This is a genomic window from Marinobacter albus, from assembly GCF_030238305.1.
In the GTDB taxonomy this organism is placed as follows: domain Bacteria; phylum Pseudomonadota; class Gammaproteobacteria; order Pseudomonadales; family Oleiphilaceae; genus Marinobacter; species Marinobacter albus.
This window is the reverse complement of sequence record NZ_JASSQD010000003.1, coordinates 352,899-369,144: the sequence shown is the minus strand read 5'-3', so window position 1 is coordinate 369,144 and position 16,246 is coordinate 352,899. Positions and strand designations below refer to the sequence as shown.

15 protein-coding genes are annotated in these 16,246 nt (G+C 60.4%); 8 read left to right on the top strand and 7 right to left on the bottom strand.

Going from position 1 to position 16,246, the window contains the following annotated elements; translation table 11 throughout:
• Window positions 1-27: 27 nt before the first annotated feature.
• On the top strand, window positions 28-270 hold the full coding sequence (locus QQF73_RS16595) for a DUF2798 domain-containing protein (protein ID WP_285368887.1): 243 nt from the start codon (window positions 28-30) through the stop codon (window positions 268-270).
• A gap of 158 nt (window positions 271-428) precedes the next feature.
• Window positions 429-1,829, top strand: a complete 1,401-nt coding sequence (locus tag QQF73_RS16590) for a DUF4397 domain-containing protein (RefSeq protein ID WP_285368886.1) — start codon at window positions 429-431, stop codon at window positions 1,827-1,829.
• Between the two features lie 64 nt (window positions 1,830-1,893).
• Here the strand turns inward: QQF73_RS16590 and dacB are convergent, their stop codons facing one another.
• On the bottom strand, window positions 1,894-3,450 hold the full coding sequence (gene dacB / locus QQF73_RS16585) for a D-alanyl-D-alanine carboxypeptidase/D-alanyl-D-alanine endopeptidase (protein WP_285368885.1): 1,557 nt from the start codon (window positions 3,448-3,450) through the stop codon (window positions 1,894-1,896).
• Between the two features lie 329 nt (window positions 3,451-3,779).
• On the opposite strand from dacB, the gene QQF73_RS16580 reads away from it, so the two are divergent.
• The 4 genes from QQF73_RS16580 to QQF73_RS16565 all read left to right on the top strand — a co-directional run bounded on the left by QQF73_RS16580 (window position 3,780) and on the right by QQF73_RS16565 (window position 6,768).
• Window positions 3,780-4,253 carry a sterol desaturase family protein gene (locus tag QQF73_RS16580; RefSeq protein WP_219868451.1) on the top strand — a complete coding sequence of 158 codons (474 nt, stop codon included), beginning with the start codon at window positions 3,780-3,782 and terminating at the stop codon, window positions 4,251-4,253.
• A 110-nt stretch (window positions 4,254-4,363) separates the two neighbouring features.
• Window positions 4,364-5,056, top strand: coding sequence for a glutathione S-transferase N-terminal domain-containing protein (locus tag QQF73_RS16575; protein WP_228743575.1), 693 nt, complete (start codon window positions 4,364-4,366; stop codon window positions 5,054-5,056).
• A 66-nt stretch (window positions 5,057-5,122) separates the two neighbouring features.
• Window positions 5,123-6,058 carry an aldo/keto reductase gene (locus QQF73_RS16570; RefSeq protein ID WP_285368881.1) on the top strand — a complete coding sequence of 312 codons (936 nt, stop codon included), beginning with the start codon at window positions 5,123-5,125 and terminating at the stop codon, window positions 6,056-6,058.
• Window positions 6,055-6,768 (top strand): DUF6064 family protein, encoded by a 714-nt coding sequence (locus QQF73_RS16565; RefSeq protein WP_285368879.1) that lies wholly within the window; start codon window positions 6,055-6,057, stop codon window positions 6,766-6,768. Before QQF73_RS16570 ends, QQF73_RS16565 begins: the two co-directional genes overlap by 4 nt.
• Here QQF73_RS16565 and dkgB read toward each other — a convergent pair.
• Window positions 6,704-7,513, bottom strand: coding sequence for a 2,5-didehydrogluconate reductase DkgB (dkgB, locus tag QQF73_RS16560; RefSeq protein ID WP_285368877.1), 810 nt, complete (start codon window positions 7,511-7,513; stop codon window positions 6,704-6,706). The two genes, QQF73_RS16565 and dkgB, sit on opposite strands and share 65 nt — an antisense overlap.
• Window positions 7,514-7,633: 120 nt before the next feature.
• On the opposite strand from dkgB, the gene QQF73_RS16555 reads away from it, so the two are divergent.
• Window positions 7,634-8,047 (top strand): GFA family protein, encoded by a 414-nt coding sequence (locus QQF73_RS16555; protein WP_345782973.1) that lies wholly within the window; start codon window positions 7,634-7,636, stop codon window positions 8,045-8,047.
• Here QQF73_RS16555 and QQF73_RS16550 read toward each other — a convergent pair.
• The gene (locus QQF73_RS16550) at window positions 8,041-9,162 is read right to left on the bottom strand and encodes a PQQ-dependent sugar dehydrogenase (protein WP_219868446.1); all 1,122 of its coding nucleotides are present in this window, start codon (window positions 9,160-9,162) and stop codon (window positions 8,041-8,043) included. The two genes, QQF73_RS16555 and QQF73_RS16550, sit on opposite strands and share 7 nt — an antisense overlap.
• A 212-nt stretch (window positions 9,163-9,374) precedes the next feature.
• Here QQF73_RS16550 and QQF73_RS16545 point away from each other — a divergent pair, with 212 nt between their 5' ends.
• On the top strand, window positions 9,375-11,552 hold the full coding sequence (locus QQF73_RS16545) for a TonB-dependent siderophore receptor (RefSeq protein ID WP_219868445.1): 2,178 nt from the start codon (window positions 9,375-9,377) through the stop codon (window positions 11,550-11,552).
• Between the two features lie 129 nt (window positions 11,553-11,681).
• Here the strand turns inward: QQF73_RS16545 and QQF73_RS16540 are convergent, their stop codons facing one another.
• The 4 genes from QQF73_RS16540 to QQF73_RS16525 are packed head-to-tail and all read right to left on the bottom strand — an operon-like array spanning window position 11,682 to window position 16,190.
• Window positions 11,682-12,494 carry a (2Fe-2S)-binding protein gene (locus QQF73_RS16540; protein WP_219868444.1) on the bottom strand — a complete coding sequence of 271 codons (813 nt, stop codon included), beginning with the start codon at window positions 12,492-12,494 and terminating at the stop codon, window positions 11,682-11,684.
• Window positions 12,481-14,508, bottom strand: coding sequence for a Fe(3+)-hydroxamate ABC transporter permease FhuB (gene fhuB, locus QQF73_RS16535; protein ID WP_285368871.1), 2,028 nt, complete (start codon window positions 14,506-14,508; stop codon window positions 12,481-12,483). Before fhuB ends, QQF73_RS16540 begins: the two co-directional genes overlap by 14 nt.
• Window positions 14,498-15,427 carry an ABC transporter substrate-binding protein gene (locus tag QQF73_RS16530; protein ID WP_285368870.1) on the bottom strand — a complete coding sequence of 310 codons (930 nt, stop codon included), beginning with the start codon at window positions 15,425-15,427 and terminating at the stop codon, window positions 14,498-14,500. Before QQF73_RS16530 ends, fhuB begins: the two co-directional genes overlap by 11 nt.
• Window positions 15,417-16,190, bottom strand: a complete 774-nt coding sequence (locus tag QQF73_RS16525; RefSeq protein ID WP_219868441.1) for an ABC transporter ATP-binding protein — start codon at window positions 16,188-16,190, stop codon at window positions 15,417-15,419. The genes QQF73_RS16530 and QQF73_RS16525 overlap by 11 nt, the downstream gene beginning before the upstream one ends.
• Between the last annotated feature and the right edge of the window lie 56 nt (window positions 16,191-16,246).

Below are 16,246 nucleotides of genomic sequence, written 5' to 3'. Positions count from 1 at the left end.
AATCCGGGTGATCCCGCTGGAGGTATTATGCGCAGGATAAAGCCTGCACGCGTTCGCCAACTCGTCTTTGGCGTCTATATGTCTGGAATAATGTCTTTTCTGATGTCGGGTGTGATCACGTTTCTCAATACCGGTATTGATGCCGGCTTCCTCGCTCGCTGGGCCACGGCCGGCCTGGTTGCCTGGGCGGTTGCGTTTCCTTTGGTCACTTTCATCGCGCCGCTGGCGGGCCGCCTGACGGAGGGGACGCTCCGCCTGTTTGAGTCCTGATTGCTGGAAAACACCTGTTCGCTCAAATGTAAAATCGTGTTAATCCGATTGTTCGGAGGCCCCGTAGATTGCTGGTAAGCACAGTTCATGGAATGAATGAGTGCAGGTTCGAACCACTTTACCTTGGTAATCAACCTCAGCAATCGAGGAACAGGACAATGAATACAAGACTTGCCTTGCCGTTAGTGGTAGCCGGGAGCGTTCTGCTTTCCGGTTGTTTTGACGATGATGACGATCCTACAAATACCAGCGTCCGGGTGGTACATGCCTCCTCTGATGCGCCGGCCGTTAATGTGCGCCTGAATGACGATACCGTGGTTTCAGGCGCAGATTTCAAGCAGGCCGCAGTTCTGAACCCGAGGTCCGGGAGTGCGACCATCGCTGTTGACGGGATTCTCCCCGGCGGTGAAACCGCTACCGTGATCGAGGCGGATGCATCGCTCCGGTTTGATACCAGTTATGACGTAATTGCGGTGGGCAAGGTCGGTGACCAGACCATCGAACCGCTCATCCTCACGGACGACGGAAGCCGGGATTCGGCGAATTCCGTGCGCCTTCGCGTTGCCCACCTTTCCCCCGACGCCCAGGCTGCCGCGGCTGGACCGGTGGATGTTTATGTGACGGCGGCAGGCGCAGCACTGCCTGACGAAGCCACCTTTACCTTTGCCTTCAAAGAGAGCGTAGGGCCGCTTGAGGTGCCAGCGGGTGACTACCAGATTCGGGTGACCCCTGCGGGGGCGGATACGGTGGTCTATGACAGCGGAACGGTGCCACTGCAGGCGGGAGCTGATTTGCTGATCGGTGCGGTTGATAACACCGTTTCTGGCGAAGCACCCGTGAGCCTCATCGCCATAGACGGCGATGCGGTAACCGAGATTCTGGATACCAATACCGGAGCTGGTATCCGGGCCGTTCATAATTCATCGGATGTCGGCCCGGTGGATATTTACGTTAATGGATCGCCCGGCGTTGATGTCGCGGCGATTGTTGGTCTGGAGTTCCCTGACACTGTTCCCGCTGCGCCGGTGACGGGGGAATATGTCCCGCTTGGCGCGGGTGAGAATCAGATCATTGTCACCGGGACAGGGGGGACCACTGCGGCCATTGATGAAACACTCAGTTTGGCCTTGGGTGATGTGTTCACTGTGATTGCGGCTGGAACAGTAGCCGACAGCAGCATTCAGGCGATCGTTGCTGCCGATGACAACCGGAGTATTGCAACGGCGGCGAAACTGAGGGTGATTCACGGTGCATTTGAGGCGCGAGTGGTTGATGTTTATCTGATTCCCACAGCGGAAGGCGGTGCATCTGCCACGGAGATCAACAACGCTGAGCCGGCGCTGAACGATTTCGAGTTCGGTGATTCATCCGGGTACTTGCAGGTGCCGGAGGATGACTATGTGGTCTTCATCACAACCACCGACGGCAGCCCGCTGCTCAAGACCGGCAGTATTACGTTGGCCGCTGGAAGTGTATACACGGCCATTGCGCGCCTGGCGACCGGCGCCGAGACCGATATTGCCGGCCTTACGCTGTTGGATGATTTCGTGAGCCCATAACTAGGTTGTTGATCGCTTCGCACTGGGTCAGAACTGAAAAGCCCCGGCATCGCCGGGGCTTTTTTCATTGAATGGTCGTTTTCGAGGAACCCGAGTCGGCCCGGGAAATGGCGGTGCCGGTGGGTGGCCGGTAATGCAGGGAGTAGAGAATGCGATCCAGGACAGACTGGCCATTCCAGGCAGGGTCATTGTTCACCATTCCGACAACGGCCCAGGTGGTGTTGTGTTCATCCCGGGTAAAGCCGGCGATGGAGCGGACGTTTTCCAGGTAGCCGGTCTTGATCCGGCCGCTGCCGTCCATACCTGTGTTGCGAAGCCGGCGAGCCATCGTTCCGTCCATGGCGGTGATCGGCATGGAGGCCATGAGGTCAGCAGCAAAGGGGCTGTTCCAGGCGTGTTGCAGCAGTTCAGCGCCCTGCCGCGCGGTAATCCGGCCGTGACGGCTGAGGCCGGCGCCGTTGTCGATAACCATACCGGCGGTATTGATGCCTTTCTTCTCCAGCCAGTCGTAGATCACGCGAATGCCGGCGACGCGATCATCCGCCTCCTCATCCAGCCGGTTCTCGGCACCAATTGTCAGCAACATTTGGCGGGCCATCACGTTGCTGCTCCACTTATTGATGTCGCGCACCATGGTAACCAGATCCGGCGACGTGGTTTTCAGCACCAGACGGGCATCTTCCGGAGTGGTTCCCACGGTGTCGTTGCCGGTTATAGCCACCCCGGTCTCATTGAGCAGGGAACGAATCAGGCCGGCGCTGTATTGCTCATGGGGCAGCAGGGACAGGTAACGGGTGGTGCGACACCCCTGGGGCAGCTCTCCGGTCACCCGAACGGTGACTTTGTTGTCATCGTGGAAAATTGGCTCCCACTCGAAGTTGCGACGGCGGGGGCAGGGGCCCTCGGCCGTGGCGGTTACCCGGTTATCAATCATTACCTGATCCAGTGACGGCGTGCTCCAGGCCTGGGTGCCTCGCTCATCCGCCCGAATCTGGAAGTGCAGCAGGTTGAGATTGGTCAGGTAGGCGGAGGGCTCAACCAGGAACGGCGCATGGGGATTGTCGCCGTTGTCCTCGAATGCAGGGAAGCCGCCGTCTACCTCGAAATAGGTTCCATCCAGCACCAGATTGCCATCGATGCTGGTGATGCCCATGCTGCGGAGTTCGCGCAGCGTACCCCAGAGCCGCTCGATGGTCAGCTTGGGATCCCCGCCGAAGCGGACGTAAAGATTGCCTTTGAGGGTGTCGCCGACCAGTTCACCATCGGTCAGGAAGTCGGTATCCCAATGATGGGTTGGGCCGAGAATTTCCAGTGCCGCATAGGTTGTCACCAGTTTCATGATGGAACCGGGGCTCATCAATTCGTCGGCGTTGATGTACTGGTCGATCCCGGGGCCGTTCAGCGGAATGGCCGCCATGCTCAGGGCGTTTTCGTCGTTGAGCGATTTGACGGCATAATCGCGGACCTGGCTGCTCCAGACTCGAGCCGAGGAAAAGCTGGAGTCGTCTTTGTCCAGAGCCAGCAGGGCGGGGCTCGCAGCCACAGCCAGTGCTGCGCTCGTTGCTACGACCGTTCGTTTGAAAATCGACCCAAGGTTACCTGTCGTGTGAGCGCGTCGCATACCCGAAATCATCCTGCTAACCATCCATGAATTCTTATTCTTCAACAATAGCCCATCTTTGGGGCGCGTACTATGCAGAGAAGTTCTACATGACGTTAAAAAATGGCAGTAGAGTCGTTGTTTGTATTGGTTTTTGTGACTTCCTGTAAGTCGCCCTTTGTGAATCATAGGGTTAGCGTTTGGAAGTTTTGCATTTTCCATGTCAATGACTTTGTAATTCTTTTTATCCGGGCATTTTCCGGCATTTCGGTCATGGAAACTGACGGCAAAAGAGCGTTTGCTATCGGATGTGTCACCACAGGTTTCGAAAACAAGAACAGGAGGCCATCATGATCGGTATACCGTTGGGGCTGATTACCGCTAACGCGGTCGAGTGGGTGTTCCACAAACATGTCCTGCACAATTTGGGGCGCAACCGCGACAGTTTCTGGTCGTTTCACTGGCATGACCACCACCGTCAGGTGCGCAAGAACGGGTTTCTGGATGAGGATTACCGGGAACCGCCCTGGAACTGGAATGCCCAGACCAAGGAAGTGGCGGCCCTGGTCGCGGGTGCGGCCGCCGTTACGCCGCTGATGCCGGTGGCCCCCTTCTATGTGGGAACCTTGTATTACTGCGCCTGGAACTACTACCGCGTCCACCGGAAATCGCATCTTGATCCGGGCTGGGCCCGGGAACACCTGCCCTGGCACTATGATCATCATATGGGGTCGAATCCCGACGCCAACTGGTGTGTGACCAGGCCCTGGTTTGATTACATCATGGGTACCCGCGAGCCAATGGAAAATCGGGCGATTGCGTGATAATGAGGGAAATTCCAATCAAGGGTTCAACTATGTCCAACGGGCTAACACACAACGTCAATTTACTCGGTTCCGTGACAACCTCGTCATTGACAGCCTGGCGGGGCTGTATGGTCGTGAAAAAGAGCGTGCAGCCGGAACAGCCCATCATTCTCTATGACATGGAGGCCTGCCCGTTTTGCCGCCGTGTGCGCGAGGCGCTCACCGCGCTCCATCTGGATGTGGAAATCCGGCCCTGCCCGAAGGGCGGCCAGAATTTCCGGGAGGAGGCTGCCGCCCTCGGCGGCAAGCAGCAGTTCCCGTTGCTGGTGGACAAAAATACCGGCACGGTGATGTACGAATCGAACAATATCGTGGCCTACCTGTTCCGGGAGTACGCTGGCCGGCCGGTCCCGAAGTTCTATCGGGGCAAGGCCTGGCAGCCGGCACTGGGGTCCGTCGCCTCAGCTGCCAGTGCCTTGCGGGGCTTGCGGGCAAAAGCTGGAAAGCGGCCAGAACAGCCTCTGCATCTCTGGAGTTTCGAGGGCAGTCCGTTTTCCCGACTGGTGCGTGAAAAACTGTGTGAACTGGAGATTCCCTACACGCTCCATAACCTCGGGAAGGAGCACTGGTCCGAGGTCGGCCCGGCAAGGCAGCGCCTGAAGCCGGGGCCGTATACGCCCATTCCGGGTGGCAAGCGCGATGCCTTCTTTCAGGTGCACAAGCGGGTTCAGGTACCCTATCTGGAAGATCCGAACACCGGCGAGGGTATGTTCGAGTCCGCCAGGATCCTGAAATACCTGGATACCCATTACGCTGCCTGATCAGAGTCCAGGCAGTGTCGGCATTCGTACCATTCGCACTGACACCGCGACAGTGAGAAAGTGGTCATGGCAAAACATCTTACGCGCAGACAGCTTCTTGTGGGTGCTGGTCTTTCGGGGCTGGCTCTTCATGCGCCCGGCTTGTTCGCGATGCACGGGAATACTCAACTCCCGGCACCGATCAGGCGCGCTGTTCCTTCGACCGGCGAACGCCTCCCCGCCATCGGCATGGGGACCTGGATTACCTTCAATGTCGGCAGCGATCCCTATCTGATTGAGCAACGCACCAAGGTGCTCAAGACGTTCTTTGATCATGGTGGCAGTGTGGTCGACTGTTCGCCGATGTACGGTTCCTCCGCCGACGTTCTGGGGCGGTCCCTTGATGCCCTGGGGGCCCGGGATCAGCTTTTCGCCGCCACCAAGATCTGGACTGGTGATGAATCGGCGACCAGGAAGCAGGCGGAATCGTCCCGTCGAAAGTGGGGTGTGGAACGCTTCGACCTGCTGCAGGTCCACAATCTTCTTGGCTGGCAGGGACACCTGGAGACGCTGAAGGCCATGAAGGCGGCGGGAGAGGTGCGTTACCTTGGTATCACCACATCCCACGGGCGACGTCATGGCGAGTTCGCCCGCATCATGGAAACCCAGCCGCTCGATTTCGTTCAGCTGACCTACAACGTCCTGGACCGTGAGGCCGAGGCCCGTTTGTTACCTCTGGCGCAGGAGCGGGGCATTGCGGTCATCGTAAACCGGCCTTTCCAGGGCGGTTCGCTGTTCCGGCGGTTTCAGTCCGAGCCCCTGCCGGCGTGGGCCGGGGAAGCGGGCGTGAGCACCTGGGCCGAATTTTTCCTGAAGTTTATTGTTGCCCATCCGGCGGTAACCTGCGCCATACCGGCAACCTCGAGTGTTGAGCATATGCAGGAGAATATGGCGGCCATGTATGGCGAGTTGCCGGATGAACAGCAGCGGCAGCGGATGGTGGCCTACGTGAGGTCTCTGTGAGTGATCTAGCCTGGCTGAGCTATTCCCTGCAGGATTTCCTGATGTTCGGGCCAGAGGTGTTTTTGCGACTGTTTGCGCGGATCAATCAGGACCTCTGGCCGTGGCAGCTCCTCGTTGTTCCGTTAAGCCTCATTGTCCCCTGGATGGCAGGCCGGCCCGAGATCGTCTGGCGTCGATTGGCACTGGTGATTGTTGCTGCGGCCTGGATTCTCAGTGGCGGTGGCTTTCTGGTGAACTACTTCGGTGAGATCAACTGGCCGGCGGTCTGGATTGGCTGGGCGTTCACCGTACAGGGCGGGCTGCTTGCGGCACTGGCCGTTACCCGAGGTTGCCCCCGTCTGTCGATCGGCAGAACAGGGTGGTTTGCCGCGTTCTGGCTGGCGGCGGTGGTGCTGTTGCCCTGGCTTACTGTTGTCCAGTCCGGGGAGCCAACGACCCTGGCGCTGTTTGGGCTGTCGCCGGGCGTTACCGTTGCGGCCAGTGTCCTTTTGGTGGGAGGTTTCGGCCGCGCAACGTTCTGGTTGCTGCTGCCGGTGCCGATTACCTGGGTTCTCTTCAGCACGGCCACCTACTGGGCCCTGCAGACCCAGTGGTTGTTACTCCTGCCCTTGGCTACGCTGGCCTCTTTGGTCGCGGGTGTCTGGCTCAGTCCCAGGCCGGTGCAAAGCCCGGGTCCGCAATCCGCTCACCACGGTCCAGTTCGTCGATAAGGCGAATCTCGTCCTCGCTCAGCTCGATGTTCAGGGCATCAAGATTGGCTTTCTGATGCGTCGGTCGTGTCGAGGACGGGATCGGCACAACGCCGCGGGACGCCACCCAGGCAATCGCTATCTGGGCGGGTGATGCGTTGTGGGTCTGGGCAATGCGCTGGAGCGTTTCATCTTCCATAACCTTGCCGACAGCAAGGGGCATGTAGCCGGTTACCGTCATTCCGAGCTTTTGGGCGTGCTCCACGACCTTGCGGTTCGCCAGGAACGGGTGCACTTCCACCTGATTGGTAAAGATGGTGCCATGGCCAAGAATCTCGACCGCCTTGTCCATCTGGGCACAGGTGAAGTTGGAGATGCCGATGTGATCGGTCAGCCCTTCCCGCTGGGCGTCTCGCAGGGCGCCCAGGTATTCCTCCATGGGCACTTCGTCGTCGGGGGAGGGCCAGTGAATCAGCGTAAGGTCGACGTGGTCGGTTTTGAGCCGGGCCAGGCTGTCATGCAGGCTGTTGATCAGATCGCTTGCGTGCAGTTGGTCGTGCCAGATTTTCGTGGTCAGGAAGATTTCGCGGCGCGGAATGCCGCTGGACGTGATGCCATCGCCAACTTCCGCCTCATTGTCGTACATCTGGGCGGTATCAATGTGCCGATAACCCAGAGACAGGGCACTTTTGACCGCTTCCCGTGCATCATTGCCCTTCAGCCGGAAAGTCCCCATGCCGATGTTCGGAAGTGTGCTGAATGCCATACGTTCCTCCTGTTCGAGCTGTGTGTTCCTAAGATGGAGTCGGCGCTCTGGTTCTTCAAGTGGCCGGCGGGTATCATCGGCGCTGAATTGACGCGCCTCGCCAGATTGAGAGAAAAACCTATGTATACCGGCCAGTGCCTGTGCGGCGACATCACCTTTGAATACGACGGTCCTCTCGGTCCGGTTGCCTTGTGCCACTGCAGTCAATGCCGAAGGGCTCACGGCAGTGCGTTCTCGGCCAGTGCGCCTATCCAGAAAATCCGGTTCCGGTTCTTACGCGGCGAAGCCCTGGTCACCGAGTTCGAATCCCGGCCCGGTAAATACCGGGCCTTCTGCAGTCGCTGCGGCAGCCAGCTTTACAGCCGGGTGGATGCGATTCCGGGCATCCTTCGCCTGCGGGTCGGTGTCATCAATGAACCGCTGGGCAAGGGCCCGGCACAACATGTGTATACAGGTTCAAAATCGGACTGGTTCGAGATCACCGACGACATCCCCCAGTTCGAGAAAACCGAGCGAACCAACGACCCTCACTGAGCCGGCAGCAACCGGTACACCTTGCCGTCGGAATCGTCGGTCAGAAGCCACAGGGCTCCATCGGGGCCCATGCGAACATCCCGTATCCGCTCTCCCAGATCCGTCAGCAAATCCTCTTCTTCGCGCACGGATTCGTCCCTGATTTTCAGGCGCACGAGTTTCTGAAGCTTGAGCGCCCCCACGAACAGATCGCCTTGCCATTCCGGAATCCCTGAGCCGGTGTAGAACGCCATACCCGACGGTGCGATGGAGGGATCCCAGTAATGCAGCGGCTGGGCCATGCCTTCCTTTTCGGTGTCCAGGGTGATCGGAATGCCGGAGTAGCCGATGCCGTAGGTGATTTCAGGCCAGCCATAATTGGTGCCGGCGCGAAGGATGTTGATTTCATCCCCACCCCGGGGACCGTGTTCGTGGGTCCAGACATCACCAGTGTCCGGATGTACCGTCATCCCCTGAATGTTCCGGTTGCCCCAGGTATAGAACGTGTCATTGACTTGCGGGTTATCCATCCCCGGGTTCCCGGAGGCGGGCTCGCCGTTCACGGTAATCCGGTGCACGCCGCCGGCGTCGTCGGCAGTGTCCTGAGCGCGGTCCATTTCTCCCCGGTCGCCGACCGCGACGTACAGGTACCCGTTGCTGTCGAAGGCCATGCGCCCGGCGAAATGCCGGGACTTACCGGAGCGGGGCAGCGCTTCAAATATCACCTCGACGTCCTCGAGACGGTCCTGCTCAAACCTGGCCCTCGCCACTCTCGTGGTCATGCCGCGGTCCGCGCGGTGTGCGTAGCTGAGGAACAGGGTGCGATTTTCCGCAAAGTCCGGGTGTAACAGAACGTCGAGCAGCCCCCCCTGGCCGGAAACCACGAGCTCCGGAACACCGGGGATCGCATCGGGGTCGAGAGCGCCATCGCGAAGAATCCGAAGCCGTCCGGCTCTCTCCGTCACCAGCATGGAACCATCCGGCAGGAAGGCAAGACTCCAGGGATGCTCCAGCCCCGTGGCCACGGTTTCGAGCCGGAACTGCCCGGCGTCGGAGGAGAAGGTTTGGCTGTAAGCCATGGGCAGACCCGCCAGGAAGAGGCTGGCTAGCATCGCGAGTTGTCGGAATGAGCGCATTGGAATCTCCCGGTGTGTCGAGTTCAGGGGCATTCGATTGACCTGCCGGCGAAGTTCTCAGAATAGCACCTGCTGCGTCACGCCGCCGGTTCCCGGGTGGCTGGAAGAAAGTCGTTTCAGGTGGTCATTCCAAATTAAACATTTTAAATCGGAATCATTCGCATTAAGATGTGCGTCTGAAGTTTGAGTGACCCCATGAAACGGAGAAGAAGATGTCCCGAAATCCCGAAACAGCCTTCCGCCGCAAGGCCCTGATTTCAGCCATGATGGCCGCCACCTTGCCGGGCCTGACGTGGGCGCAGGAAGACAAGCCCGTCGTCCTGAACGCGTTGGAGGTGTCTGCTGACCGCGGTCCGGTTACCTCGGAAGAGACCCGCAGCTACACCGCGGAATCCACGACCACAACCATGAAAATGGGCCTGACCCACCGCGAAACGCCGCAGTCAGTCACGGTTATCACCCGCGAGCAGATGGATGACTTCGCCCAGAACGATATCAACGACGTGCTTGAAGGCACCACCGGCGTAACCGTGGAGTCGGTGGAATCCGACAGGACCTACTACACCGCGCGTGGTTTCGACATCAACAACTTCCAGTACGATGGTGTTGGCTTGCCGGCGGTTTACGACAATGTGCAGGGTGAGTTGGACACGGCGTTTTTTGATCGTATTGAGGTGGTTCGCGGCGCCAATGGCCTGATGACCGGCTCCGGCAACCCGGCCGCGACGGTGAACTTCATCCGCAAGCGCCCGACGGCCGAATCCAGTGGCTCGGTTTCCGTAACCGGTGGGTCCTGGGACCAGAAGCGCATCGTGGGTGATGTCTCCGGCGCCGTGTCTGAATCCGGTGCTGTGCGTGGCCGGGTTGTGGCGGGATACGAGGACAAGGACTCCTACCTGGATCGGTACAGCAACGAAAAGCAGATGTTTTATGGGGTCATCGAAGCGGATCTGACGGACACCACGCTGCTGACGCTGGGACACTCGTTCCAGACCTCCGACACCGACAGTCCGCTGTGGGGCGCCTTGCCCCTGTTCTATTCCGACGGCACCGCAACGGACTATGCCCGGTCAACCAGCACCGCTTCCGACTGGTCCTACTGGGACAACACCCAGGACAACAGCTTCATTGAGCTTCAACAGGAGCTGGCCGGTGGCTGGCGCGCCCAGGGCACGGTATTCCGGCTCAAGAACGAGAGCGAATCCGAACTCTTCTACCAGTATGGCACCCCGGATCCGCAGACCGGCGAGGGCCTCTTTGCCTACCCCAGCCAGTATGATCTCGACGTTGAACAATGGGTGGTGGACACCTACGCCACTGGCCCGTTCAACCTTGCCAATCGCACCCACGAACTGGTTCTGGGGGCTACCTGGTCCCGCTCAGAGACCGTTGACGAATCCCGTTATGGTCAGGGCATTGGCGATCCACTGCCGCCGTTGAATGAATGGGATGGCAATTACCCCAAGCCCACCTTTGACAATGGCGTGGGTGGCTCGGACTGGACCGACAAGGAAGTGGCCACCTACGCCGCCGCGCGCTGGAGCCTGACCGATCAACTGACCGCTATCACCGGTTTGCGCCTGACCTGGCTGGACAGTGAAGGCGTCAGTTATGGCACCGCCAAAACCACCAGCTATGACGCGGTGGAAACGCCGTACGCAGGTCTGATTTATGACCTCAACGACAACCATTCCCTGTACGCCAGCTACACCGAAATCTTTGCGCCGCAGACGGAATTGGATATTAATCGCGACCGCCTCGACCCGATTGACGGCGTGAACTACGAATTCGGGCTGAAAAGTGAATTCGCCGATGACCGGGTGAACACCACCGTGGCCCTGTTTCAGACCGAACAGAAAAACGTGGCGGAAGCTGCTGGCACCTATCCGAACTCACCCGACGTTTACTACCGGGGCATCGACGGTCTCGAGAGTCAGGGTGTTGAGCTCGAGTTCGTTGGCGATGTGACCGACCGGATCCAGCTGTTCGCCGGCTACACCTTCGTGGACATCGAAGACGCCGATGGTAACGCTGCAAAATCCTTTGTACCGGAACACCTGGCGCAACTGCGGGGTACCTGGAAAGTGCCCGGCATTGATGGCCTGAAGGTCGGCAGCCAGGTCCGCTGGCAGTCCGAGATCAGTCAGGAGCAGGGCGTGGCGACCACTGGCCCGAACGCTGGTGCCACTATTGTTACCGAGCAGGACAGTTACGCGGTCCTGGATCTGATGGCGAGCTACGATTTTGCCCGCCACTGGAACGCTACCCTGAACGTCAACAACGTCACCGACGAGAAATACATTGAGAGCCTGAAGAAATTCGGCGCCTCGGCCCAGGGCTTCTACGGCGAGCCGGCTAACGCCAGCCTGACCGTCTCCTGGGCGTACTGAACCCGGTTCCGGAGCGGGCCTTGTCCGCTCCGGAATTCTCTTCTGGTCGATGGATGCAGGGAGCAAGAGTGATGACACCGGAACAGGAAATGATCGAAGGGCTGAAAATCGCTGCCGGCGCCGGACTGTTTATTGCGCTGGCAGTCGCTGGTCTGGCGCTGGGCTCCGGGATCGGCGGCTAGTCTCAGCCAGACGCGCCTTACGATAAATGCCACAAGTGCCACAGTAACCACCTTCCGGCAGCAGATACTTCAGGCAGCAGCCCTTGCGCTGCGGAATGGCGCATTGCCGGCCACTGAACTCGGCCGGTACCCAATCAACGAACCGGTTCGCACCACATGCAAACTCCTCCAGCCAGGCCTGTGCCAGGTTGCATACGGCCTCTGCATCCGCAAGGTTCCACACGACCGAAAAAGGCGCTCCCAGACCAAGACCGATACTGCTCCAGTAAGCCCCCGGGCTGACCCCGAATCCCTGCCGGAAAACCGGATACCAGGCAGTCACAAGCTCATCCAGTTTCCCGATGAAGTCTGCTAAACCAACCGCTGGCTGTGACGGGGCATGAAACCATCGCGCTGCCGTCGCACCCTCGCGGGCCCGCCCGAGAAAAATCTGCTGGGGGTCGGGTAAAGGTGACTTGCCATCGCGAAACAGTCTCAGCGTCAACGGTGCAATCACCGACAGCGCCAGATCCTGCTGGGTGACGGAGAGATACGCCCGTAGTGCGCGGGCGTTGCTGGCGTCGGGGTAGTCCTTTGTGAGCTGTTGTTGCAGCAGTTCCGGCCGTTCGAGGCACTGGGCGAGCGAGAGCAGTGCAGGACGATCCAGGTCGTGAGGCTGTAAAGCCTGGCCGATGACGGATTCGGCATTCAGGCCTGCGCTGGCCAGCAAGTGCCGATACCGCCCGGGCCAGTCGGCGCCGGAGGGATCAGCTGCGACCATGGCGGCTCAGCCCCCACAGGAAATAAAGACCACCGACCAGTGCCGCCAGCAGCCCGGCGGGTAACTGGCCGGGGTAGACCACAATCCGGGACAGGTAATCGGCGACGGCCAGGAGCAGGCCGCCGGCGAGGGCCGCCACCATCATCTGCCGGCCCACGGTATGCTGCCCGAGTACCCGGGCCAGGTGCGGTGCGATCAGGCCCACGAAACTCAGTGGCCCGATGACCACCGTAGCTGATGCCGTCAGTAGTGCGGCCAGCAAGAGCAGCGCCAGCCGTGCCCGGCCAACAGGCAGCCCCAGGGAGGATGCCGAGGTATCACCCAGCGGCAGGATGGTCAGCGGGCGAATCACGGTGAACAGGCACAGGCTGATCAGCAGAATCAGGCTCAGCAGTGCCAGGGCCTCGGATTCGGAGATCAGCCAGGTGGCCCCGTACATCCAGTTCAGCAATTTGGACGCCACGGTGCCACCGGATGCCATCACCAGTCGCAAACCGGAATCCATGAACACGTACAAGGCGAGCCCGCCCAGCAGTAACTGATTGCCCGCGAACCGGTGCCTTCGGGCCAGCAGGATCAACAGGCCGAGGGCGCCGGCTGCGCCAACGGTGGCGGCGGTCAGCTGGCCCGCACGTCCTACTTCAGCGCCGCTCAGGACAATCAGCACCATTACCAGGGCCGCGCCGCCACTGATGCCGAGCATTTCCGGGCTGGCCATCACGTTGCCGGTCATGCGCTGAATGAGGGTGCCGGCCAGGCCAAGGGATACGCCGGCAAGGATGGCCGCGAGCATGCGCGGACCGCGCCAGACCCAGGCATCGTCCCATTGACTCAGGGGCGTCCAGCTCCATTCCTGAAGGCCAGGCGACCAGCCCATGGATACGATAAACGTAGCGAGCAGAAGCGTCAGCAATACCGAGCCGATCACAACGGCCGGGCGTCTTATGGGTATAAATCCGGTGGGGCTGGCATCCTGGCCCGGCATGTGGTGGGTGTTCCTGAAGCTCTGCAGGGCCAGCAGGATGATGGGGCCTCCGATCAGCGCGGTCGTTGTGCCGGTTGGCACCAGCGAGCCGTCACCCCAGGTGGAGGCCCAGTGCGCCAGGGTATCTGCCAGGAGCAGCAGGCCACCGCCGAAGAGTGTGCTCCATACCAGCCGTTCCACCAGGTTCCGGGCGCCAAGCAGCCGGGCCAGTACCGGCGCCGCCAACCCGACAAACGCCACCACGCCAACCCGGCTAACCACCGTGGCGCTCATCAGCACTACCAAAAACAGCGCCAGCATTCGGATCATGCCGACACGGGCACCAAGCGAGCTGGCGGAGGCCTGACCCAGTTGCAACAGCTGCAACGGTCGCATCAGCAGCACCAGAGCCAGAGCCAGAACCAGAACCCGCGGCCATAGATCCATAAAAGGCGTCCAGTTGTTCTGTACCAGCGAACCGGCGCCCCAGATAAAGAGGTTGCCCAGCCATTCGCCCTTGAGGAGCAGGAACGCCATGTTCAGGGCGCCCATGAAGAAGGTGATGACCAGGCCGGCGAGAATCACCGTGACCGGGGAAAAACCAAGGCGCCAGGTCAGCGCGATGACGAGGAAAATGGCCAGCAAGCCGCCGGCGACGGCGGCCAGATCCGGGCTGAACGCCAACACCGCCGGGGCGAACAGGGTGGCAATGGTCACGCCGAATTGCCCCCCGGCTTCGACACCGAGCGTGGTCGGGGACGCTAGCGGATTACCCAGAACCTGCTGAGTTACTGCCCCGGCCAGCCCCAGTCCGCAGCCAATCAGGATGGCCACGGAGACCCGGGGCGCCCAGCTGAAATGGGCCAGTACCGAGGTGTAGTCGTGGCTGTTGTAGGTCCAGAACGCGGAAATCAATGCCGCCGGATCCAGTTCGGCCAGCCAGGGCGACGCACTGGCGGCCAGTGCTCCAAGCCACAGCAGGGCCGCGGCCAGCGGAAGTCTGGCGGGAAGCCCGGGCGTGTTCGTGGCCAGCCGGGTTTCAGCGTACATTGTCGGTGCCTCCCTGAATCAATGCGTCTGTCAGGTTGCTGGCCAGTCGCATTACCGGGAACACGCCGCCGAATGGCCACACCGCATCGACCTGGTAAATCTCATCGCGCTGAACAGCCGGCAGGTAGGTCCAGAATGGGCTGTCTTCAAGATGTTCGGATAGACCCGGGCGGGTGGGTTCAATGACCACAATCCGGCTGTCCGGGTAGGCGGCGATGGCCTCCAGGCCGACCACCGAAAACCCCCAGTAGTTGCCCGCATGTGGCCAGGCGTTGGTCAATCCCAGCGCGTTCAGGGCGGTTTGATACAGCCCGTTCGGGGCATAGATTCGCACGTGCCGGTCGTCAAGAAAATTCACCAGGGCCACCGGTTGATCATCGGCACCATGCCGCCGGAGGCGCTCGCGCTGGGCGGCGAGGGTGTCATCGATATCGGTCAGAATGGCCTGGGCACGTTCCTCCAGATCCAGGATTTCACCCAGGGTGAGGAGCATTTCCCGGGCTTTTGAAAACGGCCTGGAGTCCTTCTTGTAGATACTGATCACGTAGGTGGGTGCAATGCGCTCCAACAGGTCGGTCGCAGGGGCCATCTCGGAACTGGTGACGATCAGGTCGGGTTCCAGTTCGGCAATCGCTTCGAGGCTGGGGGCGACGCGGGTGCCGATATTGGGGACCGCTTCCGGCAATTCGGGTTCCTTGACCCATACCGAATAACCGGCCTTGTCCGCCACTCCCACCGGAGTCACGCCGAGCAGAAGCAGGGCTTCGGTTGCGGCCCAGTTCAGGGCAACCACGCGTTTGGGAGTTTCGCTCAGGGTCAGGGTTCCTTGCTCATGCTGCCAGGTTGTTGCGGTGGCCACCGTGGCGGAGACACATAGGCACAGAACGGCAGTGATTCGGAGAAGGATACTAATGGACATAGGACACCCACTGGCCGGGCGCCCGTTCCATTACACCCATCGGCACACCGTATATGGTTTCCAGAGTGTCGCTGGTCATAACTTCCTGCGGTGTCCCGTCCGCAATCGACTGGCCCTCACGCAGAGCTACCAAGCGGTCGCAGAACCGGGCGGCCAGATCAACATCGTGCAGAACCACAATCACGGTCAGGTCCCTTTCCTCGGCGAGGCGGTGCACCAGTCGCAGGGTTTCCACCTGGTGCTTCACGTCCAGCGCCGAAATCGGTTCGTCGAGCAACAGGCAGCGGGTTTTCTGGGCCAGCAGCATGGCAATCCAGGCGCGCTGGCGTTCGCCGCCGGACAGGGTGTCCACCGAGCGGTGCCGGAAGCGGCTCAGGCCGGTGTCCTCAATGGCCTGGTCAATCAGTTGGTGGTCCTCATCGGTGTAGCGTCCCAACGGCCCACGCCATGGGTAGCGGCCCAGCGCCACCAGTTCACGGACGGTAAGGCCATCGGTTCCGGGAGGGTGCTGGGGCAGGTAGCCCACGATACGGGCAAACTCCCGGGCCCCGGTGTCGCGGAACGAATGCCCGAGCAGGCTGGCCTCGCCAGTGGACGGTGAGAGCTGCCGGGCCAGGATTTTCAGCAGGGTGGATTTGCCGGAGCCGTTATGGCCGAGGAGGGCGGTAACCTCGCCCTCCCGAAAGCCGATGTTAAGGTTGCTGACGATGGCGGTGTCGCCGATGCGGACACCCAGGTTGGTCACTTCGAAAAAGGCAGACATGCAGGCTCCGGGCTATCTGAAGGTCTGCAGGATAATCTAAATGCGAATTACTATCA